The following is a 23252-nucleotide window of genomic DNA, read 5'->3' as shown; positions in this document are numbered from 1 at the left end:
CGCCGAGCGCTGGAGCCTAGTCAGTCATCGATGCGACGAAGTCCTCGTTCTCAGCCATCCACTTTTTCACGGCCGGACCGTAGTTATCCGTCTTCTCACCGTTGAACATGGCGTTCTCAAGCGAGTAGAGCTCCTTGGAATCCATCTTGAACTCCTTGAGCCAGCCGGAGAGCGCAGGGAAGTCCTTGTCGAAGGACTTGCTGGCGTAGCTGTGGATCCCTTCAGCCTTGCCGAGGGCTCCCTTCGGATCTGCGAGATCCTTGAGCGGGAAGGCGTCGTAGGCCCAGTGCGGCCGCCAGAGCGTTACCGCGATGTTCTCGCCGTCGGCGGTGGCCGCTTTCAGCTCGGAGAGCATGGCGGGCGTGGACGACGTGAGGTAGTCCATCTTCTGCAGGCCGTATTCGGGGATGACCTTCTTGGTGGTGGCTTCAGTCAGTCCGGCGCCGGGCTCAATTCCGACCAGCCGGTTTCCGAACTTGTCCGCGTTTGCCGCGAGCTCGTCCAGGGAATCCACCGGTGCATCTTTGTTGACCGCAATGGTCAGCTTCGCTTCGTCGTTCCAAGCGCCGAGGTCGACCATGTCGGCGCCGTACTTGTCGATGTAGCTCTTGTGCGTGATGGGCAGCCACGTGTCCAGGGTGACGTCGTAGTCGCCCGTTGACAGCCCGGAATACACCGGTGCGGGCGCTGCGTACTCAAGGGAGACGTTGTAGCCCTTCTTTTCGAGCGCCGCTTTCCACAGCTCGGAGGCGGCGATTCCCTCGTCCCAGCCATTGAAAACGGCGATTTTGAGGTCTTTTTTGTCGCCGTTGTCGGGTCCGTCGGCGGAGTCGGCCGACGCGTTCGATGAACCTCCGGTACCGCAGCCGGAGAGGGTCAGCAGCGCGGCTGCGCTGAAGGCGGTGAGAAGCATCAGGGGTGATGATTTCATGATTTCCTTTCGATCCTGCGCCGGGGCGCAGTCTGGCAACCCGCAGCAGAGTGTCTGCGGCGGATGGACGGATTATGGGTCAAACGGGACGGCGCTCAGCGGCCGGTGGTCTCGGACCGGCGTCCGAGGCTGGCGGTCACCCGGTCCAGGAAGATGGCCAGGATGACCACCGAGATGCCGGCTTCGAAGCCGAGCGCCGCGTCGATCCGGCTCAGGCTCTTGACGACGTCGCCGCCGAGCCCGCCGGCGCCGACCATGCCCGCGATGACAACCATGGACAGGGAGAGCATGATGACTTGGTTGATCCCCGCCATGATTGTCGGAGTGGCGAGCGGCAGTTGGATCTGGGTGAGGATTTTTCCTGGGCTGGCTCCGAAGGCGTGGCCGGCCTCGACGACTTCGCGGTCAACACCGCGGATGCCGAGTTCGGTGAAACGGACGCCGGGTGCCATGGCGAAGATGATGGTGGCGACGATCCCGGGGACAACGCCGACCCGGAACAACAGCAGTGCGGGGATGAGATAGACAAAGGCCGGCATGGTCTGCATGAAGTCGAGCACGGGCTTTATCCCGGCTGACGCGGCAGCTGACCTGGCCGCCAGGATACCGAGCGGGACGCTGACTGCGATGGCAACGGCGCTGGCCACGAGTACGAGCGCCAGCGAGGCCATCGCGTTCTCCCACTGCCCCACCCCGTAGATCACCAGGAAACCGAGCGCCGCCCCGGCGGCCAGCTTCCATCCGCGGGCGAAAAAGGCGATGGCACACAGGACCAGAATCACTGCCCAAAACGGCGGGGAAACGAGCAGCCAGCTGACGCCGTCGAAAAATGCCAGGAACATCGACCGCAGGACGGAAAAGAATCCGCCAAAGGACTCGATGATCCATTCCAGGCCGCTGTCCACCCAGGCGCCCAGGGGAATTCTGAAGAGCGTTGAGTCCATGGTTGTTATTCGCCTCCGAGTGTTGCGGCAGTATCGGCCGACGTCGATTCAAGCGTGGCTGTGACGATCTGTTCCGGGATCGGGGCCGGGGTGCCCTCAACGAGCGGGATCCCCGTGGTGCTGGACGGCACATTGCCCAGTGCGGCAAGCAAGGTCACCCGCGGGATGGCGCCTACCAGCCGGCCGTCGTCGCCGACAACGGCAAGCGGGATCGGGCTCTCGACAGCCAGCCCGAACAGATCCGCCAGGGCGGTCTCAGGAGAGACGAAGTCGGAGGAGTTTCGGACGACGGAGGAGAGCTCGGGGCTCCGGTTTTCTACCAGCTTCATCACGTCCCGGTCGCGGATGGTGCCGTGGTACTTGCGCTTCTTGTCCACGACGAACGCGGCGGAGGTCTGCAGGTCCCGCATGGTCCGCAGGGCGTTACGCGGACCGCCGGTGAGGTTCACGACCGCCCGGGCAGGTTCCATGACGGAGCCCGCCGTGAGGACCCGGGTACGGTCGACGTCCTTGACGAAGTGCGCAACGTAGTCGTTGGCTGGATGCGTCAGGATCTCGTCGGGCGTTCCGATCTGGACAATCTCGCCATCACGCATCACCGCGACCCTGTCGCCAAGGAACATGGCTTCGTTCAGGTCATGGGTGATGAAGATGATGGTTTTACCGAGATCTGCCTGAAGGCCCAGCAGTTGCTCCTGCATTTCCCGGCGGATCAGCGGATCGAGCGCGGAAAAGGCCTCGTCCATGAGGAGGATATCCGTCTCGGCGCAGAGCGCCCGTGCCAGTCCGACGCGCTGCTGCATGCCCCCGGAGAGCTGGGACGGGTACTTGTCTTCCCAGCCCGCCAGGCCGACAAGGGAGAGGGTGTGTTCGGCTTTTGCCTGCCGGTCATTCTTGGCGACTCCCTGGACCTCCAGGCCGTAGGCGGCGTTCTCAAGAATTGTGCGGTGCGGCATCAGCGCGAAATGCTGGAATACCATGGAGATTTTCTTTTGCCGGACGTTGCGGAGGGCCGCGCCGGACAATTCCGATATGTCTGTGCCGTCCACCACAACGGAACCGGCCGAGGGCGGCAAAAGCCCGTTCAACATTCGAATTAGCGTCGATTTGCCGGAGCCTGAAAGGCCCATCACAACAAAGATCTCGCCGGTCTTGACCTCGAATGAGGCATCAACCACGGCGGCTGTGCCCAAGGTTGCCACATCGTCCCGGGTCTGACCTGATTTAAGGCGCCTTACGGCTTCGAGGGACTTCTTGCCGAAAACTTTGTAGACGCCCTTGGCGCTTACTGCTATTGAATCGCTCACTTTTGACCTGTCTACGCCGCCCTGCCCGGTCATGCGGCAGGCAGTGGCGCGTGTGGATGCTTCGTTGGCGGTGGCTGGTCGAAGCGTCCGGTGCCGGCCTCTGGCGCCAGCGAAATCGCAGGCCCCGCGCCTGTCCGGCGGTTCTGCCAGGCATGGGGAGGCTTCCCGACTTTCCGGGATCCGGGCTGTCGTCCGGGCCGGCATCGACGGATGCGCTTCGACTCATTCACACTAACAACGGCGTGTTCGCTAAGCGCGTAATTCGGCAGCTATTGCCCTAATCCAGCGTGGTTCTGAACCCTCTGTGGCCTGCAACGGCGCGGTGGAAACGGAGTTATGGCATTGTGACTCAAGGCCACCGAATCCGGCCTGTTGCAGGTCAAAGGCAGGTTTATCCGACGCTGCGGGATTTTATTTAGCCCGCGCAGCCTGCCTGGATACCGCGCGGGCAACGGAAATGCCGAGGCGGATTAGGAAAAGTGCGGCATCGACGTGACAGCCAAACGGACGTGCTCATACTTTTCGGCCAGCGCCCGTTGTTCTGCGCTGCTGTATTCGTGGTGTTCGATACTCTCCCGCAGTTCCGAGAGCCGGGTTTCCAGGGCGGCGCGCAGGGCACCCCGGCGGTCGCACCAGCTGACTTCTTCGAAGAGCGCCAGCAGACGTTTCCCGACGTCGGCGTCCTGCATGCCGTAGTGCCGGATCTGGGAAACGGCCAGGGAGAGGAAATGCTCGAAGCCGGGCTTGGCGAGGATGGCGCGGACCACGCCGTCGCCGTCTGTGGCCGCCTCGTCGCTCAGTTCCCGCTCCGCCAGCACGCAGAGCAGGCTGGAGAGGTGGCCTATGACGTGCACCGCCGTCGTCGGGTCGTTCGTCCCGGGCGACAGGGCGCGGGCCCCCACGTCGGCCAACTGACGGAACCCGAAGGCCGGGTCCTGCTCGTTCGTGCGCTCAAATCCAATCGTAACGGCGCCGCCTATAAGTCCGGCGAGTTCCTTGAGTTCGGCAGCCGTAAATGTTCTGCGCTCCCCGGCGGCCCAGACCGTGGCAAAGGGGACACCGGCAATAAGTGACTCCCCCGGCCATGCATCGATCCGGACCACGGCGCCTGCTTCCCGTGCGGCCCGGACCAGCCGTGAACTGTCGACCGAATTGAGGAATCCGGAGGAGACCGCCGCCACCCGTTGCCCGTCCGGCGGCGCGGTGTGGTCCGGCTGCGGGGACCGGTCCCGCGGGATCAGCCGCTCAATCGTGGCGGCGGTCTCCGCGTGCACATTCTTCATCATGGTCTCGACCCGGATTTCCCGGGTTAGGTGGGCGAGGAACAGCACAAGACCGATGACGCTGGCCAAGGCAAGCGCCAAGGCCACAGTGACCGCAAGGGCCGGTACAAACTCGTGGTTGCCCGCCGCGTCGCTCCGGACGCTCCGGAGGACCGTGAGGGCGTAGGAGAAGGTTCCCAGGAACAACGCCAGGGTCCAGTGGACAAAGCGGTCGCTGGTAAAGGTCCGGAGCAACCGGGGGGAAAACTGGCTGCTTGCCAGCTGCAGGGTTACGACCGTGAGCGAGAAAGTCAGCGAAGTGACCGTGATAAGGGATCCGGAAATGGCCTGCAGGACAGCCCGCGCCGCGTCCGGGCCGCCGCTGAAGACGTAAACCTGCAGCAGGCCGGGGACGCGCCGGTCCAGGAAGTCATCGAGCGCGGGCAACCCGACACCCAGCGCCACGGCCACTACCACCGCCAGTACCGGCAGGGGCCACAGGCGGGCGCGGAAAGCGGCCCGGAGTCGTGAAATCATGCTCTGGAGGCCTCCGGTTTGGCGGTGTCCCCGCTGCCGTCGCGGCGTTTCACAGCCCACCACTGGGTCCCGAAGATCGCCGCGGCCAGGGCTGCGGCAACGCCCAGCGTCAGCAAATCCTGCCCGGCCTTGACGGTCACAAACGCGGCCAGCACCACGACGTCGAGGATGATCGCGACAACGGGGACCCACCGGCGCGCTTCGATATCGTGGTGCAGGTGCCGGATGACGCCCAAGTGGACGGCGATGTCCATGCTGATATACAGCAGGGCGCCGAGGGACGCTATCTGGCTCAGGTCGAAGAACACGGTAACCAGGATCGCCAGGCCGGCAGTGATGAGCAGGGGCTGGTGTTTGACCTTTCCCGGAAGCGCCGGAGCCTGCTTCATGTCCTGGAGCATCGCATAGAGCCTGGACACCGAATAGAGGCTGGCGAGCAGGCCGGAGAGCGTGGCGACAACGGCCAATGCGATAGTCAGCCCAACCCCCCAGGTGCCGAAGAGCGGCTCAGCGGCCCGTGCCAGGGCGTAATCCCGCGCCTTCAGGATCTCCGGGACGCTCAGGCTGCCCGTGACCGACACCGTGAGCAGCAGGTAAATGACCGTGCACAGCACGAGGGAAATGATGATGGACCTGCCGATATTCTTTTTCGGCTTCTTGATGTCACCGCCCTGGTTGGTGATGGTGGTGAACCCCTTGTACGCCAGGATGCAGAGCGTTGTGCCGGCCAGGAAGCCGAGGATGCCCTGCTGGGGAGGTTCACCCGATCCGCCGGTGAGCGCACTCCCCAGCGATGACCAGCCCGAGGCCAGCAGGCCCGCGATCGCCAGCGCAGCTATGCCGATGATCTTGGCCGCGGCCGTGACGGTCGCCGACCGCTCCACCAAGGTATTGCCGAACACGTTGACCAGGGCGGCGGCGGCAATCGCCGCCACACCCAGGGCCGGCACCAGCAGCGCGGAGCCCTGCAGGCCGAAGGGCCGAAGCATGTAGGTGCCAAAGGTCCGGGCCAGGAGACTCTCCGCAACCACCATGGACACGTACATAAACATGGAGAACGCCCCTGCAATGACCCCTGGACCGTAAGCGGCCTTGAGCAGCATGGCGATACCGCCGGAGGACGGGTTGGCTCCGGAGTATTTCACGTAGGAGTAGGAACTGAAGGCGACCACGACTGCTCCGGCAAGAAACGCCGCCGGCACCAGCCCGCCCGCGAGGCCGGCGACCTGGCCAACCAGGGCGAAAATCCCTGCGCCCACCATCACCCCCGTCCCTAGGGAGACGGAACCGGCGAGGGACAACTTCTTGGAATCATCAGCCATGACGACGAGTCTAGCCGCGGCGGTGGAACCGCCGCCCGCACCGGGCCTGGCCCGGATGGTTGCCAGGCGAGGTCTTTGGAGCAAAGAATGAACCAGCGGGTCCCGGAAATCGACGGCGCTGCCTGTGCCGCTTCCCGGGCCCGGCCGAACCGGTTCGCGGTGGAGGCGCGCCATGAAGGCTGTGGTTGTAGGGGCTGGCATTGCGGGCCTCGTCGTGGCGCGCCAGCTGGGTATGGCCGGCTGGGACGTCGAGGTCCTCGAAAAATCGGCCGCTCCGCGTCCCGACGGCTACATGATGGACTTCTTTGGTCCGGGCGTGGAGGCCGCGGAGAGGATCGGCCTGTACCCGCGCCTCGCCGCCGTCGCCTACCACGTCCAGGCGGCTGAATATGTCGATGTGGCGGGACGCCCCACGGCCAGCCTCGACTTCGACCAGTTCGCCCGGCTCGCCGGCGGCAAAGTACTCAGCCTGCTGCGCCCCGACATGGAGCGCGCCGCGCTCGCCGCGCTCGACGACGTACCCGCCGGCCGGGTACAGCTGCGGTACGGGGCGCCGGTTTCCCGGGCGTGGGAGGACGACGACGGCGGGGTGGGCGTCGCCGTCGGAGGCCAGCCGGAACAGACCCTCAGCGCGGACGTCCTCATCGGGGCGGACGGAATCCACTCCAGCGTCCGGGCCCTCATGTTCGGGCCGGAAGACGGGTACCTGCACCCGTTGGGCATGCGCGCCGCCGCCTTCATCGTGACCGACCCGGCCCTGAATGCCCGGTTCCGGAACCGGTTCGTCCTCACCGACAGCATCGGCCGGCTCGCCGGGCTCTACGGCCTTCGCTCGGACGAGATGGCAGCGTTCCTGGTTTACCGGCATGTCGCGGGGGCGGCAGGGCAACTGCGGTCCGAGTCTCCGAGGGAGCGGCTGCGTCGTGAGTTCACCGGACTGGGCTATGCGGTGGAGAGGCTACTGGAACTCTGCCCCGAACACCCGTACGACGATCTCGTGGCACAGATTGTGATGCCGGGCTGGACGCGTGGACGTACCGTCTTGGTAGGAGACGCCTGCGGGGCGGTGTCGCTGCTGGCGGGCCAGGGCGGTTCGCTCGCCATCGCCGGATCGGCGTTGCTGGCTGACCTGCTAGGGCCGGTGACCGCGCCAGGGGGAATCAGTCCTGCCCTTGCTCGCTTCGAACGGCGCTGGAGGCCGGTGGTCGAGGAAGCCCAGGCCGCCGGCAGGCGCGCCGCCGCCTCGTTCCTGCCCGCGAACCGGGCCCAGCGCCTGTTGCGTCGCTGGATCATCCGGGCCAGCCATCTGCCCGCTATCGATCGGCTGGTGGCCCGCCAGATCGTGGGCCGGATCGCCAAGTGAGCCGTTCTTGACCGCTCACCTATGACGGGACAGACTGGGCCTGCGCGGCTCCGCACCTGCGGCCAGGCTCCGGCGTACCGATAGGGTGGTGGCGATGGTCCCGATGCTGACGCTCGTTTTTGCCTTGCTCCTGCTTGCAGGTGTGCTTATTTCCGAACGTGCCAGCCGGACCGTGCTCTCCACGGCCGTGCTGTTTCTCCTCGGCGGATTTGTCATCGGCCAAGGCGTGACCGGCCTCGTTCCCCTGCAACCCCGCGATCAGGTCGTTGGAGTGTTGGCGCAGCTGGCGCTGTTTTCCGTCCTGTTCACAGACGGAATGAAAGTGGGCTGGTCCGACCTGCGAAGCGCCTGGCGGCTGCCCGGCCGGGCGCTCGTGCTGGGGCTGCCGCTGACACTCATCGTCACGGCTCTCCTGGCCCGCTATGTTGCCGGGCTCCCCTGGCTGCAGTGCTTCTTGATCGGAGCCGTACTTGCACCGACCGATCCGGTGTTCGCGGCAGCCATTGTGGGGCGTAAGGAAGTCCCCGGGCGCCTGCGGCATTTGCTGAATGTCGAATCCGGACTCAATGACGGGCTGGCGCTCCCCCTGGTCCTCGTGTTGCTGGCCCTGGGCGGCGGAACGGACGTTGGAGCCACGGTTCTTGCCGAGGAAATCGTCCTGGGCCTGCTCGTCGGCGTGTTCGTACCGCTGCTGGTCATCTGGCTGGAACGCCTGCCGTTCCTGAAGGCGACGAAGGGCCTCCAACCCCTGGTTGCGGTTTCCATCGGTCTGCTCGTGCTCTCGATCTGCCTGGTCACGGGTGCCAACCTCTTCCTCGCCGCGTTTTCTGCCGGCATCACGGTAGCGACCGCGGGCCCGGGCTTCCGGGAAGAGTTCGAACAATTCGGCGAACTGGTCTCAGAGCTGCTCAAGCTGGCGGCCATTCTGGTCTTCGGGGCCTTGATCACGCCGACATTCCTCTTTGGCGAGATCGCCTGGACGGGCTGGGTTTTCGCCGTCCTCGCCATCGTGGCAGCCCGCCCGTTGGCGTTGCTCCTCTCTTTCCTCGGCACGGGGCTCCCGGCCAAGGAACAACTGGCAGCCATGTGGTTCGGCCCGAAAGGTTTTGCCTCCGTGGTCTATGGGCTTCTTGTCCTTGAATCAGGAATTGAGCGCTCTGATGAGCTCTTTCATCTCATCGCCCTGGTCATACTGCTGTCCATCTTGGCCCACTCGTCGACGGATGTTCTGGTCGCCAGGCAATTTGAGAAAATGCCGCGCGCCGGGCGTCGGGCTTCGGCTGCTGCCGACGAGCCCCTATGACCCGTGCCGGGCATCCGGGCCCGCAGCGGAATTGACCACAAGGACGGGACACGGTGCGTGGTTAACGATCTGAGTGGAGACCGAACCGAGGCTCAAACCCGAAAATCCGCCGTGCCCGCGGGAACCAACGACGACGAGATCGGCATCCGAGGCAGCGTCGAGGATGGCCGATGCCGGTGAATCGCTGTGCACAACCTGCCCGCTGGCGGCAATCCCCTCCGCGGAGACGGACTCCAGTGCCTGGGCCTGGACAGCGGCCGCCATTTGCTCCGGAGACTCCTCGGTGGCAATTTCACCCGCCGCCGTTTCCAGCACAGCCGGGAACCACGCCATCAAGGGCTTGCTCCAGGCCGTCACCAGCCTGAGCTGTCCGTTGCGTTGGCGGGCCTCGTCGACGGCCCAGTTCAGTGCCCACTGGGAATGCTCGGAACCGTCAAAACCCACCACGATGATGAATGCGCCGTTGTTCGTCATTGGACTTTCCTTCCCTCGCCTTACGGGCATCCTAGACCTCAGCACCTGTGCCAATCAGGGCCAGTTGCCCTACAGTGACGGCGACCGCGCGGCTATTTCAGATTCACTCAGATCCCCGGTGCCTTGCGGGACAGCAACGTCTCCGACTGCCGGCCCTACCTCCGCGCCGTAACCGGCACGGCCTGCCGGAGCCCGGCCAGGTCCAGGTCCAGCCGGCTGTCCTCCGGACTGATGTCCTCAGGGTTGTGTGTCACCAGGATTACAGTGCGGCTGGCCAGCCCGCGCCGCAGCTCGGCCAGCATGCTCCGGCCCGCCTCCGCATCCAGGTGGGCTGTGGGCTCGTCGAGCAGGATGACGTCGGCGCCGGTCAGCAACGTGCGGGCCACCGCCAGGCGTTGCCGCTCGCCGCCGCTGAGGAACGCTCCGCCGGGCCCGATGGGCGTGTCCAGGCCGCGGTCGAGCCGCTGCAGCAGCGGTTCCAGGCCGACGGCGGACAGCGCAACAGCCAGCTGCCGGTCGAGCCCGGCGGCCGCGGCCACGTCCGTTGCTCCGTCCGAGGGGCGACCGCCCTGGGGCAGGCCCAGCATCAGGTTGCCGCGGATGGTGGAGTCAAAGAGGTGCGCCTCCTGCGGGCACCAGGCGGCCCGGCCGGTCAGGAAGAGCTGGCCCCCCGAGGGTGGCAGGAAGCCGAGCATCACTGCCAGCAGGGTGGACTTACCGGATCCGGAGGCTCCGGTCACGGCCAGCCAGCGGCCGGGTTCGGCGCTGCCGGTCAGCGAGCTGAACACCTCTTCGCCGCCGGGCCAGGCGGCGGCTAAGTGATCGAGTTTCACGCCGGGCTCCCTGCCCGGCCGCGCCGCCACGGGCACGGGTCCGCCGGACGCTTCGGGCGCCTCCGCATCCAGGACCCCGGACACGTTGATGCGCCGCAGCACGGAGCGCAGCGCCGGGTACTGGCGGACCGCCGTCGTGATGGCCGAGTAGGGTTCCACGAGCGCCAGTTGGAGCAGCACCACGACGGCGACGGTCGCCGGCTCGGCGGCGCCGCCGAGGGCCAGGGGTGCGGCGAGGACCGTGCTGGCCAGGGCAGCGGAGCCGCACGCCAGCACGGTGAGCGCCTGCCCGAGCCCCTCGGCCAGGGCCGAACGCTGCGACGCCGCTGTCGCGGCGCGGTCGGCCGCGTGGATGCCGGCCAGGACCGGGGAGCCCACGCCATTGGCGTGGAGTTCTGCACGAGCATCCAGGGCCGCGGCGACCCTGCGCAGCACACCGGAGCGCAGTTGCTGTTCGGTTCCGGCGGACATCCGGTCCGCGAGCAGCGCCAGTGCCGGCGCGGCTGCGAGGCTGACGAATGCGGCGGCGATCACGGCCGGCAGCGCTGCCGGGAGCAGCAGCCCGGTGGCTGTGACCGCGGCAGCGCCCACGGCCACGGCGGTGAGCGGCGGCAGCACGACGCGCGGCAGCAGCTCCCGGACGGTGTCGACGTCATCCACCACCGCGCCCAGCACGTTCCCGCCCTGCAGGAGCCGCCGTAGCGACAGTGCCCGCCGGCTCAACGACTCCCACAACCGGCCGCGGAGGCGCGTCAGCGCGGTGAAAATGGCGTCGTGCAGGAGCAGGCGTTCGGTGTAGCGCAGTGCGGCGCGGCCGACGCCGAAGAAGCGCACCCCCACGATGGCGGTGAGCAGGTACAGGATGGGCGGCTGCTCGCTGGCGCGGATAATGAGCCAGCCGGACAGCCCGGCCAGGGCGACGGCGAACAGCGCGGCCAGGACTCCGACCGCGCCGGCGGCGGCAAACTTCCCGGCGACCGGCGCGAGCAGCCGCCGCAACAGGGCGGCAGCAGTTCCAAAGTGCGCAGTTCCGGCGGCCGAAGTCACGGCCACGGCAGGAGTGCCCGCGGCGTCGAGAGCAGCCGCGTCGGCTGATACCGGCGGGAAGTCTTGCCCGTCCGGGGTGCGGTGTCCGCTAGCCGAAGACGGCGCAACGTCTGTGACGGCCGGCGCGACGCTGGCGTCGGTGCGGCCGCCGACGCTCACCAGCCGGTCCGCAAGTTCGCGGGTTTGCCGGTCGTGGGCAACCAACAGCACGGTGACCTTGCCCCGGAGCCCGGCGATGGTGCGGCTGACCGCGTCCGCGGACGACCGGTCCAGGTGCGCCGTGGGCTCGTCCAGCAGTAGTACCGTGGCGCCGGCGGCAATCCGGGCCAGTCCGCGGGCGACGGCCACCCGGCGCAGCTCCCCCGGGCTGAGCTCGGCAGGATGCTTTGCGGCGAGGTGTTCCGCGGCGCACGCGGCAAGGCAACGCCGGGCCTCGGCGTCGTTCTGTGCCGGGGACCGGTCCGGGGGCGTGCCCAGGTACAGCAGGACTTCCGCGAGCACCGTGGGTTCGACCAGCACGGGGTGCTGCGGCACCCAGGCGAGGTCATCCCTGCTGAACCCCTTCAGCTGCCCGGTGAGCTCCGTGCCGCCGCCGGCGCCGATGGTGCCGGCCAGCACACCCAGGACACTGCTCTTGCCGGCCCCGCTGGGGCCGGCAAGGGCAGTGACCTGACCTGGGGCGGCGGTGAAACTCAGCGGCCCGACGGCGGGTTCCGCGCGGCCGGCGTAGCGCACCGCCAGTCCGTGAACCGTGACGGCCGGCGGGACGGACGCGCCGTCCCGGCGGTCCGGGGCGGGGACGAGCGGCAGGGACTCGGCGGCGTCGAGGACGTCCGTGGTGTCCGCGAGCGCGGCGCGGCCTTCGTCGCTGGCGTGGTGGGCGGTGCCGAGTTCGCGCAGCGGGAGGTAGCAGTCCGGGGCCAGGATCAGGGCCAGGAGCCCCGCCTCGAGGGCCATGTCCCCGTGCACCAGCCGGACGCCGATGAAGACGGCGACCACGGCGACCGAGATCGTGGCGATGAGCTCCAGTGCCAGGGCGGAGAGGAAGGCGGTGCGCAGGGTCCCCATGGTCTTGGCGCGGTATTCCTCCGAGATATCCTCGAGGGCCTTGCGCTGGGCGGCGGCGCGGCCCAGGCCCACCAGTACGGGCAGGCCTTTGGCGAGTTCCAGCATGTGCCCCGAGAGCCGGGACAGCGCCGACTGGGCTTCCCGGACCCGGTCCTCGGTGTAGCGGCCGATCAGGACCATGAACAGCGGCACGAGCGGGACGGTCAGGACGATCACCACGGCGCTGATCCAGTCTGCGAAGAGGATTCTGGCCCCCAGCAGCAGCGGGATGGCGGCGCAGTTCACCAGCGCGGGCAAGAACTGCGTGTAGTAGTTGTCCAGGGCGTCCAGTCCCCGCGTCGCCAGGACCGCGAGTCCGCCGTCGGCCGGCCCGGCGGTGCGGGTGCCGGTGTGCAGGGCCCGGTCCAGCAGCCGTGAGCGCAGCTCCTCCTTGACCCCCAGCGCGGCGCGGCGGGATGCCACGGCCTGCGCCCACACGGTGAGCGAGCGCAGCACCACCCCGGCCAGGCCCCAGCCGAGCTGCTCGGCCCAGGCGGGGTTGTGCCCCATCAGACCGGCCAGCATGGCGGCGACAGCCTGACCCATCAGCACGAGGGACAGCGCCTTGAGGGCGGCCAGCAGCCCCAGCAGGTAGAGCGCCGAGCGGGTAGCCGCTCCCGTCGGGAACTGCGGTCTCATGGCCGGCTAGTCCTTCGGCGCCAGGGCCTTGGCGGCAATCGCGGGCAGGAAGCTGTGCGCCTCGGGGATGTGGGCCGCACTCACCCGGCGGCGGAACACCCAGTAGGTCCAGGCTTGGTAGGCGAGGACGAGCGGGAGCCCGATGCAGGCCACGATCGTCATCAGGCCCAGGGTGTAGTCCGAGGATGAGGCGTTGCTGACCGTCAGGTTGAAGGCCGGATTGAGGGTCGAGGGCAGCACCACCGGGAAGGCGGCGCCGAAGATTGAGGCGCTGCCCAGCAGCAGGAAAACGCCCAGGGACAGGAAGGCCCTGCCTTCCGCCCCGCCGCGGGCAAAGTTCCACGCCAGGGCGGCGGCCACGACGGCGGCGGCGACGGCGGCCACGGTCCAGGCCTTTCCGCTCTGCAGCTGCAGCGCAATCGCCCAGCCGGCAATCGGCAGGAGCAGCGCCGGCAGCAGCCGGACGAACCACTGCCGCGCGCGGTGCCGGACCTCGCCGTCTGTCTTCAGGGCCAGGAACGCCAGCGCGTGCAGCAGCGAAAAGCCAACGACGGCGAGTCCGCCCAGCACGGCGTAGGCGCTGAACCAGGCGAACGGGCCGCCCTCGCGGTCACCGTTGGCGTTCAGCGGAAGCCCCGTGGTGGTCAGTGCCAGGGCCGCGCCGACACCGAACGCGGCCACCAGGGAGCCCAGCGCGATGGCCCAGTCCCAGCGCGCACGCCATTGCGGGGTGTCCACCTTGCCCCGGTACTCGAAGGCCACGGCGCGGAAGATCAGCGCCACCAGGACCAGCAGCAGCGGCAGGTAGAGGGCGGAGAACAGGGAGGCGTACCAGAGCGGGAACGCCGCGAAGGTGGCGCCGCCCGCGGTGAGCAGCCACACCTCATTGCCGTCCCAGACCGGGCCGATCGTGTTGAGCAGGACCCTGCGTTCGGTGTTGTTCCTGGCGAAGCCCTTCATGAGCATGCCGACGCCGAGGTCGAAGCCCTCCAGGAAGAGGTAGCCCGTCCACAGCACCGCGATGGCAATGAACCAGATGGTGGGTAACAGTTCCATACTGAATATCCTCTGCAGCTTGTTTTCGGGGCCGTTAGTAGGCGAAGGCCAGGACGTCGTCCGCTTCGGGCTTGCCGGGGGTACCGCCGGGCGGGGTCTGATCCTCGTTTTCTTCCGCCGCTGCGTGGGCCAGCTCGGGCATCGCGGAGACGACGCCGCCGCGGACGTACTTCACCAGCAGCTTCACCTCGACCACCAGCAGCACCGCGTAGACGGCGGTCAGCACCACCAGGGAGGTCAGCAGCTCCCCGGCAGAGACCCCCGGGGAGACCGCCGCGGCGGTGAACATAAAGACCTGGTCGATGCCGCTGGGGTCCGGGTTGGGGGCGACCACGAAGGGCTGGCGGCCCATTTCGGTGAAGATCCAGCCGGCGGCGTTCGCGCCGAAGGGAGCCAGGATGCCGAAGACGGCGAGCCGCATCAGGCCGCGGGAGGCCGGGACCGTGCCCTTGCGGGTGATCCAGAGCGCCACGAGGGCGGCCAGGGCTGCCACACCGCCGAAGCCGATCATCATCCGGAAGCCCCAGTAGGTGACTTCCATGACCGGGACGTACTGGATTTCCTGGCCGGCGCGCTCCCCGTAGATCGGGTTGTCCGGCAGGTGCGTGCCGTAATCGGCTTTGTACTGATCCAGCAGGCTGTTGACGCCCTTGATCTCGGTGGTGAAGTCGCCCTTGGCCAGGAAGGACAGGATGCCGGGGACCTCGATCACGGCAACGACGTCGTCGCAGTTCTTGGAGCCGATGTTGCCCACGCTCAGGATGGAAAAACCGGTGCCGTCGTGGCAGGCGGCCTCGGCGGCGGCCATCTTCATGGGCTGCTGTTCGAACATCAGCTTGCCCTGCAGGTCGCCCGTGATGGCGGTGCCGGCGAAGGAGATCATCGCGACGACGGCGCCGATCCGCAGCGAGCGGATCCAGACGGCGTGGTCCGCACGGTCGCGGCCGGGAATCCGGGACTCGCCCGGAACGACGTTGCCGTCCGCCCCCACCGTGTCGATGCCGTCGTGGCGGCGGCGCCACAGGTGGTACCAGGCGATGCCGAGGAGGAAGGACCCGGCGACGGCGAGGGCGCCGAAGAGGGTGTGCGGCACGGCCACGAGGGCGGTGTTGTTGGTGAAAACGGCCCAGGCGTCGGTCATCACCGGCCGCCCGTCAATCATCTCGACGCCCACCGGGTGCTGCATCCAGCTGTTGGCCACAATGATGAAGTAGGCGGAGAAGACCGAGCCGATCACGGCAATCCAGAGGCAGGCCAGGTGCACGCCGCGTTTGAGCTGCTTCCAGCCGAAGATCCAGAGGCCAAGGAAGGTGGACTCCACGAAGAAGGCCAGCAGCGCCTCCATGGCGAGCGGGGCGCCGAAGACGTCGCCGACGAAGCGGCTGTACTCGCTCCAGGCCATGCCGAACTGGAACTCCTGCACAATGCCGGTGGCGACGCCCATGATGAAGTTGATCAGGAAGAGCTTGCCCCAGAACTTGGTCATCCGGAGGTATTCGGGCTTGCCGGTCCGGTACCAGAGCGTCTGGATCACTGCCACCACCAGGCCCAGGCCGATGGTGAGCGGCACCATCATGAAGTGGTAGACGGTGGTGATACCGAATTGCCAGCGTGCGATTTCCAAGGCGTCCAAGGCAGTCCCTTTGGCTAGGTTCCCGAGAGTTTTCTACGATGCGTAGAACTACTACTTCTACAGAGTGTAGAACAAGTCCGCACCCTCCCGCACCCAGCGTGGCACGGCACGCAGCACCCCGCAATGGAGCAGCCGTCCGCCGCCGGTCCCACCGCGCACACCTCGGGGGCGCCGCGGCCGACACGCCGTGGCGCCCATGTTCTACCTCATGTAGAAACTGCGCGCAAAACGCGGTAAATTTAAGGCTGAAGCAATCGGCACACCATCCCCCGCGGAACAACCGCCTCAAGGGGCACTCACGAAGGATGTACGGAATGGCAAGTCTCGGCGAACTGGAACGGGCAGTGATGGACCTGCTCTGGGCGGGCCAGGAGGCTGCGACGGCGAACACCCTGCGGGACCTGCTAGCGCAGAGCACCCGAGCGGCGGGCGGCACGGCCGGCCACGAGGGCAAGGACCTGGCCGTCACCACTGTGCTGACCGTCCTGTCCCGGCTTGAGCGCAAGGGCCTCGTGGAGCGTGAACGCGGCACCCGTCCGCACCGCTACCAGGCCGTTTCCAGCCGCGCGGACCACACTGCGGAATTGATGCACGAGGTGCTGGGCTCCGCGCCCGACCGCGAGGCCGTGCTGGCCCGCTTCATTGGCTCCGTGTCCGCCACCGAGGCGGAGACGCTGCGCAAACTGCTGGGCCACAGCTAACACCGGTGTTCTGGACCTCATATTTTCTGGCGGTCCTGGCGATAGCACTGGCATGGCCGGTGCCTATCCTTCTTTCCCGCGCCCAATGGCCGGCGAGCTCCCCCTCGACGGCGATGCTGCTCTGGCAGGCAATCGCCCTTGCCGGCGGCCTGTCCATGATCGGAGCCATGCTGGTGTACGGCCTGGAGCCGGCCGGGGACAACCTCCTGGCGGGCCTGCGGTCACTGGCCGGGATGGTCTTCCGCGATGAGCCCACCACCGCGCTGGGCTTCTGGCACATCTTCGCACTCTCGGCCGCGGCGTTGCTGAGCGCCCATCTGGTCTTCACCCTGCTGCTCACGTATTACAAGATCCAGCGCCAGCGGCGGCGGCACCGCGAGCTGCTCGCCCTCCTTGCCTCCCCCTCGGCCGACGGCCCCCGGACCATGGTGATCAGCCACGACTCGCCCGTGGCCTACTGCCTGCCCGGCGGCGCCCGCTCCGTCACCGTGCTCTCGGACGGGCTGATGGCGGCGCTCGAGCCGGACGAACTGCGCGCGGTGCTGATACACGAAAACGCCCACCTGAGCCAGCGCCACCACCTGCTGCTGTGGGCGTTCGCGGCGTGGCGGCAGGCCTTGCCCTGGCTGCCGACCACCCGGCTGGCGCAGGAGGCGGTGAATTCGCTGATCGAGATGCTGGCCGACGACGTCGCCCTGAAGACCGAAAGCAAAGCCACGCTGATCAAGGCGATCGCGATCGTCGCGAGCGGTTCCGCCGGCCCTGCCAACACCACGGCGGCGCCGGCGGCCCGGATGGCGTTCGGCGACGCCGGCACCGAGGCCGACGCCGGCCAGCCCGGCGCCACCGGAGGTGCCGGTTCGGCGGTGACGACAGCCTCGCGGGTCAGCCGGCTGCTCTCCCCACAGCCGCCGCTGCCGGAGGTCCTTCGCTACGCCGTGCTGGGCGCCTGCGTGCTGCTGCTGGCGGTGCCGACGGCGCTGCTGATCGTGCCGGGCCTGCTCGGCTGAGCCGGCTTCCCTTCCCGCGGGACGGGTTGCGCCCGGTCAGGCGTCGATGCGTTCCCGGTCCAGGCTCGCCGCCCCGGCGATGATGAAGTCCTTGCGCGGCGCGACGTCGGAGCCCATCAGCAGGTCGAAGGTCTCCTCGGCCTGCTTCGCGTTTTCGATCCCGACCTTGCGCAGGGTGCGGTGCCGCGGGTCCATCGTGGTCTCCGCGAGCTGCTCCGCGTCCATTTCACCCAGGCCCTTGTAGCGCTGGATCGGTTCCTTGTACCGCTTGCCTTCCTTGGCGAGGCGGTCCAGCAGCACGTGCAGCTCCGCCTCGGAGTACGTGTAGATCATCTCGTTGGCCTTCTGCCCCGCGTTGATGACCTCCACCCGGTGCAGCGGCGGGACGGCGGCGAAGACGCGGCCCTCGTCAATCATCGGGCGCATGTAGCGGAAGAACAGCGTCAGCAGCAGGGTCCGAATGTGGGCGCCGTCGACGTCGGCGTCGGTCATCAGGATCACCTTGCCGTAGCGGGCGGCGCCGATGTCGAAGCTGCGGCCCGAGCCGGCACCGACCACCTGGATCAGGGCTGCACATTCGGCGTTGGAGAGCATGTCCCCTACCGAGGCCTTCTGGACGTTCAGGATCTTGCCACGGATCGGCAGCAGCGCCTGGAAGTCCGAGGAACGGGCCAGCTTGGCGGTGCCGAGGGCGGAGTCGCCTTCCACGATGAACAGTTCGGACCGCGCGACGTCGTCGGTGCGGCAGTCCGCGAGCTTGGTGGGCATCGAGGAGGTCTCCAGGGCGTTCTTGCGCCGCTGGGTCTCCTTGTGCACGCGCGCCGAGATGCGCGACTTCATCTCGCTGACGACCTTTTCCAGCAGCAGTGCCGACTGGGCCTTGTCGTTCCGGTTGGATGAGGTGAGCTTGGCGTTGATCTCCCGTTCGACCACCTTCGCCACGATGGCGCGGACGGCGGAGGTCCCCAGGATCTCCTTGGTCTGGCCCTCGAACTGCGGTTCGGCGAGGCGGACCGTCAGCACGGCCGTGAGCCCGGCGAAGATGTCGTCCTTTTCGATCTTGTCGTTGCCGGCCTTGAGCTTGCGGGCGTTGGTTTCCACGGCCTTGCGGAACGTCTTGACCAGGGCCTGCTCGAAGCCGGACTGGTGCGTCCCGCCCTTGGGGGTGGAGATGATGTTCACAAAGCTGCGCACGGTGCTGTCATAGCCGATGCCCCAGCGCAGGGCGACGTCCACCTCGCAGTCGCGTTCCACTTCGGCCAGCTGGCTGTGGCCGCGCTCGTCCAGGACGGGGACCGTTTCCTTGAACTTGCCGGCGCCGTGCAGCCGCCAGACGTCGGTGACGGCCGGATCGGCGGCGAGGAATTCGACGAACTCGGAGATGCCGCCGTCGTGGTGGAAGACCTCCTCGTGCGGGCCCGACTCCCCCGGGGTGCCGGCGACCCTGCGTTCGTCCCGGACAGTGAGCTTCAGCCCGGGGACCAGGAACGAGGTCTGCCGGGCGCGGGCCGCGAGCTCGTCATAGGAGAACTTCGCGTCCGGGGTAAAGATCTGCCGGTCGGCCCAGTAGCGGATCCGGGTGCCGGTGACGCCGCGCTTGGCCTTGCCGACGACGTCGAGCACGGACCCGTCGACAAAAGGCTCGAACACGGCAGCCGGGTCCGGCTTGGTGCCGGGGTCCTTGAAGCGGCCGGGCTCCCCGCGGCGGAAGGACATTTTGTACGTCTTGCCGCCACGGTCCACCTCGACGTCCAGGCGGGAGGACAGGGCGTTGACCACGGAGGCGCCGACGCCGTGCAGGCCGCCCGAGGCCGTGTAGGAACCCCCGCCGAACTTGCCGCCGGCGTGCAGTTTGGTGAAGACCACCTCGACGCCGGTGAGCCCGGTCTTGGGCTCGACGTCGATCGGGATGCCTCGGCCGTCGTCGTGGATCTCGACCGAATTATCCGCGTGCAGGATGATCTTGATGTCGTGGCCGAAGCCGGCGAGGGCTTCGTCCACGGAGTTGTCGATGATCTCCCAGAGGCAGTGCATCAGGCCGCGCGAGTCGGTGGATCCGATGTACATGCCCGGGCGCTTGCGGACGGCCTCGAGGCCTTCCAGCACGGAGAGATGCCGGGCTGTGTAATCAGAACTTGGTGCCACGGGTCGGAAACTCCTTAGGGATGGATCGTAAAGACGCTCTTCCTAGGTTAGTCGTCCTGCCGCCCGAAGCCGGGTTGCCACTCCCCCGGAGGGACAAGCCGCCGGCCAAGACCTGGGCGCCGTTACTGAGCCGTGATACGCGGACAGCGAAAGTGTCCCATCCTTGCCATGGAACGGCGGCGAATGCTGGTTATATAGATGTATCGATCTACCAAGGAGGCCGAACATGACAACAGCAGTTGCGGACCGCACACTCACCACCGTTGACCGGTGCGACCGTTGCGGAGCCCAGGCATACGTCCGGGTTGTTCTCGGAGCCTCCGGCGGTGAGCTTCTCTTCTGCGCTCACCACGCACGCGCCGTAGAACCGAACCTTCGCCCGCTCAGTTCCGACTGGCACGACGAGACGGGCCGCCTTCACGAGAAGGCGCCGGTTCCGGTCGACTAGACGTCCACACAAGAAGGGCTCCTCCGTTGCGGAGGGGCCCTTCTGCGTTAACCGCCGGGGTGACACACACCCGGGCTTGCGCTGGCGCTTAAAACTGCGGCTTAAACAGGAACGCGGGGCGTTTCCCGCCCGTGAAATCCGAAGATCACGGGCGGGAAACGCCCCGCGTTGCCTGAACCGGTGCTTAGTCCAGGTAGTCGCGCAGGACCTGGGAGCGGGACGGGTGGCGCAGCTTGGACATCGTCTTCGATTCGATCTGGCGGATGCGTTCGCGCGTCACGCCGTAGACCTTTCCGATTTCGTCTAAAGTCTTCGGCTGTCCGTCGGTCAGCCCGAAGCGCATCGCCACGACACCGGCCTCGCGCTCGGAGAGCGTGTCCAGGACCGAGTGCAGCTGTTCCTGCAGCAGCGTGAAGCTCACCGCGTCGGCCGGAACCACCGCTTCGGAGTCCTCGATCAGGTCGCCGAACTCGGAGTCGCCATCCTCGCCGAGCGGGGTGTGCAGCGAGATCGGTTCGCGGCCGTACTTCTGGACCTCGACGACCTTTTCCGGAGTCATGTCCAGCTCGAGTGCCAGCTCTTCCGGGGTGGGTTCGCGCCCGAGGTCCTGCAGCATCTGGCGCTGGACACGAGCCAGCTTGTTGATGACTTCCACCATGTGCACCGGGATACGGATGGTGCGGGCCTGGTCGGCCATGGCGCGGGTGATGGCCTGGCGGATCCACCAGGTGGCGTAGGTGGAGAACTTGAAGCCCTTGGTGTAGTCGAACTTCTCGACCGCACGGATCAGGCCCAGGTTGCCTTCCTGGATGAGGTCCAGGAACAGCATGCCGCGGCCGGTGTAACGCTTGGCCAGCGAGACGACGAGGCGGAGGTTGGCCTCCAGCAGGTGGTTCTTGGCGCGCTTGCCGTCGTGGATGACGAACTCGAGTTCGCGCTTGAGCTTCGGATCCATGGAGCCGTCGTCCGCCGCGATCTTCTCCTCGGCGAACAGCCCGGCCTCGATCCGCAGGGCCAGGTCGACTTCCTGCTCGGCGTTCAGCAGGGCGACCTTGCCGATCTGCTTCAGGTAGTCCTTAACCGGGTCGGCGGTGGCGCCGGCGGACATGACTTGCTGCACGGGGGCGTCATCGTCGTCGGCATCGGAGTAGACGAAGCCGGAGCCGGTAGTGGCTGCTGCCGCCTTGGCTACCTCTTCTCCGTCTTCACCGAGCTCGACGGCGTCGGGGGTCACCTCATCGAGGTCCTCTTCGACCTCGACGTCGTCGGAATCTTCGTCCCGGGACTTGCTTGCGGCTTCGGCCGCGGCTTTGGCGCCGGGCTTGGGCCCGCGCTTCTTGGGCTCAGGCTTGGCGACTGCCGAGGCGGTCTCATCACCCGAAGCTGCGTCTTTTGCAGCCTTGTTGGCTGCACGCGTGGCGGCACGCTTGGCGTTAGCCGCCGCCTTCTTCTCCTCGGGGGACAATACGGCCTGGTCGGCGGGTTCCTTCTTCGCGGAAGACGGGGTCACAGAAAACCTTTCTAGCGGCGGTCTGTGGAATCACCATACGGGCAACACCACTATGACCCTGTCAAGTCCGTGTTTTACATCAGGCGCAATCACGTCCAGCAGAGCCACTTAGTAGAACTGCCGGGGCGACCGTAATGTTCCCCGTTTCCAAGGTTCGCTACACGCACTCGATACACGGACCCAACCGGGTCTCGCCAACCATTGTCTCACGATTTTTGCGGATCGGGGCCCCGAGCCCGTGCCTCCGCGCAATGTGGCGGCGCCCGCCGCCGGGGTTCAGGCTGCATCCGGACCGAACTTTTGCCAGGCGGCCTCCTTCCTGCGCGCCCAGCCGCAGAGCGTGCCGCGGCGCCCCAGCTCGGCCAACAGCTCCGCGAGCCGGTAGCCCGGATGTTCCGCCGCGGCGGCGGTAAACAGGGCGTCAGCGAACGACCCGCGGCCACGGCACCATTCGATCCAGCCCCGGGCTGTGAGCGCCGCGGCCCGGGCTTCGCCGCCGCCGCAGTCGCCCAGGCGGGCAAGGACCCGGTCGAGTTGGGCCAGGCGGACCCAGTCGGGCACCGGGGGTTCGAGGCCCAGGAGCACGTCCCCGTAGCCCGGGGTGCCGCCGGTTGCGGCCCGGGTGGTCCCGGCTGCCGGTGCCGGTGCCGTTTCTGGCGCCACGGCCGGGAGCCTGTCCAGTTCCGGCAGCGGGGCAGGCCTGCCCGGACCGCCGTCAAACATGCCGAACTCCTCGGCACCGGCAACGGCTGCGTCCCGGCCGGCGGCCGCCATCACGAGAACCGCGTCGCGCCACGCCGCCACGCACAGCGTGGCCCGCGGGTAGCCGGCGAGGCGTACCGGCAGGGCGGCCGGCGTGTTCCCTGCCGCGGATGCCGCCCCGCCCGGCGGGGGCGTTGCCTGGGGGCCGGCGGCCACGGGCCTGGCAGCGGAAAGCACACGCTCCCAGATGTCCAACACCGCGTCGAACTGCGCCCGGTTCCGCCACCGGCCGGAGAATTCCCGGGCCCAGGCTTGCTGGGCTTCCAGTACCTCCGGCCCGCGCTGGTCCGGCGGTACGGCCGGTGCGGACACCCCCGGGGCGGCGCCGACGCTGCTGCCGCGGAAGACGAGCTCGGCATTCAGGCGGCTGTTCCTGATCTCTTCGACCGGCCGGCCGGGCGGCGCGCAGCATGCGGGGTCCAAGCAATGGGCGTTGCGCCAGTACCGTTCCCCGACCAGCCAGGCGTCCCGCACCGGCAGTCCCGCTTCACCGAGGGTGCGCTCCAGTTCGCCCAGCAGCCTGGCCAGCGCGGCGCCGTCCGGGTCAATACCGCCCGGGTCAGGGCCGCCAGGGTCCGCGCCGTCGTCTGCCGCGCCCCCGGCGGTCTCCTCCGCAGGGGGGCCGGCGAAAAGGGCGAGCAGTGTGCCGTCCGCCTCCTCGTCTGCCTCGAGGTAATCGCGGACAGTCCGGGCGAAGGCCGCCAGCGCGGACCCGCGGCAGCGGGACGCGTCCGGAAGATCGATGCGCAAGGTGGCTCCAAGCCGGTTCCCCTGCATGGTCATTACTACGAGGCTGTTGGCCGGCCAATAGCCCAGCGAGTGCGGGATGAAGCCGAGGATGTCTTCAGGGCCGGTGATTGTCAGGTGGTCGGGAGCTGTCATAGTGCAAGCTTCATCCGCGCCGGGCCCAGGGTGTCA

At 67.6% G+C, this 23252-nt stretch carries 17 protein-coding genes; 5 read left to right on the top strand and 12 right to left on the bottom strand.

Annotated features, from left to right (window positions below; all coding sequences use genetic code 11):
- Positions 1 to 16 precede the first annotated feature (16 nt).
- The 5 genes from ACUYM2_RS07430 to ACUYM2_RS07410 form a co-directional block, all read right to left on the bottom strand.
- The gene (locus tag ACUYM2_RS07430) at positions 17 to 931 is read right to left on the bottom strand and encodes a glycine betaine ABC transporter substrate-binding protein (RefSeq protein ID WP_481599493.1); all 915 of its coding nucleotides are present in this window, start codon (positions 929 to 931) and stop codon (positions 17 to 19) included.
- Positions 932 to 1026: 95 nt separating this feature from the next.
- The gene (locus ACUYM2_RS07425) at positions 1027 to 1875 is read right to left on the bottom strand and encodes an ABC transporter permease (RefSeq protein ID WP_481599492.1); all 849 of its coding nucleotides are present in this window, start codon (positions 1873 to 1875) and stop codon (positions 1027 to 1029) included.
- A 5-nt stretch (positions 1876 to 1880) separates the two neighbouring features.
- Positions 1881 to 3215, bottom strand: a complete 1335-nt coding sequence (locus ACUYM2_RS07420; protein ID WP_481599491.1) for a quaternary amine ABC transporter ATP-binding protein — start codon at positions 3213 to 3215, stop codon at positions 1881 to 1883.
- A gap of 437 nt (positions 3216 to 3652) precedes the next feature.
- Positions 3653 to 4981 (bottom strand): DUF2254 domain-containing protein, encoded by a 1329-nt coding sequence (locus ACUYM2_RS07415; protein ID WP_481599490.1) that lies wholly within the window; start codon positions 4979 to 4981, stop codon positions 3653 to 3655.
- Positions 4978 to 6303 (bottom strand): APC family permease, encoded by a 1326-nt coding sequence (locus tag ACUYM2_RS07410; RefSeq protein ID WP_481599489.1) that lies wholly within the window; start codon positions 6301 to 6303, stop codon positions 4978 to 4980. The genes ACUYM2_RS07415 and ACUYM2_RS07410 overlap by 4 nt, the downstream gene beginning before the upstream one ends.
- 172 nt (positions 6304 to 6475) lie before the next feature.
- Between ACUYM2_RS07410 and ACUYM2_RS07405 the strand changes: the two genes are divergently transcribed.
- Both ACUYM2_RS07405 and ACUYM2_RS07400 read left to right on the top strand, forming a co-directional pair.
- On the top strand, positions 6476 to 7666 hold the full coding sequence (locus tag ACUYM2_RS07405) for an FAD-dependent monooxygenase (RefSeq protein ID WP_481599488.1): 1191 nt from the start codon (positions 6476 to 6478) through the stop codon (positions 7664 to 7666).
- A 94-nt stretch (positions 7667 to 7760) separates the two neighbouring features.
- Positions 7761 to 8969 (top strand): cation:proton antiporter domain-containing protein, encoded by a 1209-nt coding sequence (locus ACUYM2_RS07400; RefSeq protein ID WP_481599487.1) that lies wholly within the window; start codon positions 7761 to 7763, stop codon positions 8967 to 8969.
- Here the strand turns inward: ACUYM2_RS07400 and ACUYM2_RS07395 are convergent.
- The 4 genes from ACUYM2_RS07395 to ACUYM2_RS07380 form a co-directional block, all read right to left on the bottom strand.
- On the bottom strand, positions 8964 to 9443 hold the full coding sequence (locus tag ACUYM2_RS07395) for a universal stress protein (RefSeq protein ID WP_481599486.1): 480 nt from the start codon (positions 9441 to 9443) through the stop codon (positions 8964 to 8966). The genes ACUYM2_RS07400 and ACUYM2_RS07395 overlap by 6 nt on opposite strands.
- 155 nt (positions 9444 to 9598) lie before the next feature.
- Entirely contained in the window at positions 9599 to 13069 is a 3471-nt protein-coding gene (gene cydD, locus ACUYM2_RS07390; protein WP_481599485.1) for a thiol reductant ABC exporter subunit CydD, read from the bottom strand.
- Between the two features lie 6 nt (positions 13070 to 13075).
- Positions 13076 to 14125 carry a cytochrome d ubiquinol oxidase subunit II gene (gene cydB / locus ACUYM2_RS07385; protein WP_481599484.1) on the bottom strand — a complete coding sequence of 350 codons (1050 nt, stop codon included), beginning with the start codon at positions 14123 to 14125 and terminating at the stop codon, positions 13076 to 13078.
- Between the two features lie 34 nt (positions 14126 to 14159).
- Entirely contained in the window at positions 14160 to 15758 is a 1599-nt protein-coding gene (locus ACUYM2_RS07380; protein ID WP_481599483.1) for a cytochrome ubiquinol oxidase subunit I, read from the bottom strand.
- Between the two features lie 314 nt (positions 15759 to 16072).
- On the opposite strand from ACUYM2_RS07380, the gene ACUYM2_RS07375 reads away from it, so the two are divergent.
- Both ACUYM2_RS07375 and ACUYM2_RS07370 read left to right on the top strand, forming a co-directional pair.
- Positions 16073 to 16459: a BlaI/MecI/CopY family transcriptional regulator gene (locus ACUYM2_RS07375; RefSeq protein ID WP_346959021.1), complete on the top strand. Its 387-nt coding sequence runs from the start codon at positions 16073 to 16075 to the stop codon at positions 16457 to 16459.
- Positions 16460 to 16464: 5 nt separating this feature from the next.
- Positions 16465 to 17469, top strand: a complete 1005-nt coding sequence (locus ACUYM2_RS07370; protein WP_481599482.1) for a M56 family metallopeptidase — start codon at positions 16465 to 16467, stop codon at positions 17467 to 17469.
- Positions 17470 to 17505: 36 nt separating this feature from the next.
- On the opposite strand, the gene ACUYM2_RS07365 is transcribed toward ACUYM2_RS07370, so the two are convergent.
- Positions 17506 to 19614, bottom strand: coding sequence for a DNA gyrase/topoisomerase IV subunit B (locus ACUYM2_RS07365; RefSeq protein ID WP_481599481.1), 2109 nt, complete (start codon positions 19612 to 19614; stop codon positions 17506 to 17508).
- A 226-nt stretch (positions 19615 to 19840) separates the two neighbouring features.
- Here ACUYM2_RS07365 and ACUYM2_RS07360 point away from each other — a divergent pair, with 226 nt between their 5' ends.
- Positions 19841 to 20062 carry a DUF7455 domain-containing protein gene (locus ACUYM2_RS07360; RefSeq protein ID WP_175321658.1) on the top strand — a complete coding sequence of 74 codons (222 nt, stop codon included), beginning with the start codon at positions 19841 to 19843 and terminating at the stop codon, positions 20060 to 20062.
- Positions 20063 to 20246: 184 nt separating this feature from the next.
- Here ACUYM2_RS07360 and ACUYM2_RS07355 read toward each other — a convergent pair whose 3' ends face one another.
- A complete protein-coding gene (locus ACUYM2_RS07355) occupies positions 20247 to 21572 on the bottom strand; it encodes an RNA polymerase sigma factor (RefSeq protein WP_481599480.1) in 1326 nt (441 codons plus the stop codon).
- Between the two features lie 276 nt (positions 21573 to 21848).
- Positions 21849 to 23216: a DUF4192 family protein gene (locus ACUYM2_RS07350; RefSeq protein ID WP_481599479.1), complete on the bottom strand. Its 1368-nt coding sequence runs from the start codon at positions 23214 to 23216 to the stop codon at positions 21849 to 21851.
- Between the last annotated feature and the right edge of the window lie 36 nt (positions 23217 to 23252).

The organism is Arthrobacter sp. SD1074B (assembly GCF_056780195.1).
This window is presented reverse-complemented; position numbering and strand designations above follow the sequence as displayed.

What these genes read in the sequence shown, in the direction of transcription:
- ACUYM2_RS07350 (WP_481599479.1), bottom strand. Translation starts at nt 23,216, where the DNA reads ATGACAGCTCCCGACCACCTGACAATCACCGGCCCTGAAGACATCCTC.
- ACUYM2_RS07415 (WP_481599490.1), bottom strand. Translation starts at nt 4,981, where the DNA reads ATGATTTCACGACTCCGGGCCGCTTTCCGCGCCCGCCTGTGGCCCCTG.
- ACUYM2_RS07410 (WP_481599489.1), bottom strand. Translation starts at nt 6,303, where the DNA reads ATGGCTGATGATTCCAAGAAGTTGTCCCTCGCCGGTTCCGTCTCCCTA.
- ACUYM2_RS07360 (WP_175321658.1), top strand. Translation starts at nt 19,841, where the DNA reads ATGACAACAGCAGTTGCGGACCGCACACTCACCACCGTTGACCGGTGC.
- cydB (WP_481599484.1), bottom strand. Translation starts at nt 14,125, where the DNA reads ATGGAACTGTTACCCACCATCTGGTTCATTGCCATCGCGGTGCTGTGG.
- ACUYM2_RS07395 (WP_481599486.1), bottom strand. Translation starts at nt 9,443, where the DNA reads ATGACGAACAACGGCGCATTCATCATCGTGGTGGGTTTTGACGGTTCC.
- ACUYM2_RS07400 (WP_481599487.1), top strand. Translation starts at nt 7,761, where the DNA reads ATGGTCCCGATGCTGACGCTCGTTTTTGCCTTGCTCCTGCTTGCAGGT.
- ACUYM2_RS07375 (WP_346959021.1), top strand. Translation starts at nt 16,073, where the DNA reads ATGGCAAGTCTCGGCGAACTGGAACGGGCAGTGATGGACCTGCTCTGG.
- ACUYM2_RS07420 (WP_481599491.1), bottom strand. Translation starts at nt 3,215, where the DNA reads ATGACCGGGCAGGGCGGCGTAGACAGGTCAAAAGTGAGCGATTCAATA.
- cydD (WP_481599485.1), bottom strand. Translation starts at nt 13,069, where the DNA reads ATGAGACCGCAGTTCCCGACGGGAGCGGCTACCCGCTCGGCGCTCTAC.
- ACUYM2_RS07430 (WP_481599493.1), bottom strand. Translation starts at nt 931, where the DNA reads ATGAAATCATCACCCCTGATGCTTCTCACCGCCTTCAGCGCAGCCGCG.
- ACUYM2_RS07425 (WP_481599492.1), bottom strand. Translation starts at nt 1,875, where the DNA reads ATGGACTCAACGCTCTTCAGAATTCCCCTGGGCGCCTGGGTGGACAGC.
- ACUYM2_RS07405 (WP_481599488.1), top strand. Translation starts at nt 6,476, where the DNA reads ATGAAGGCTGTGGTTGTAGGGGCTGGCATTGCGGGCCTCGTCGTGGCG.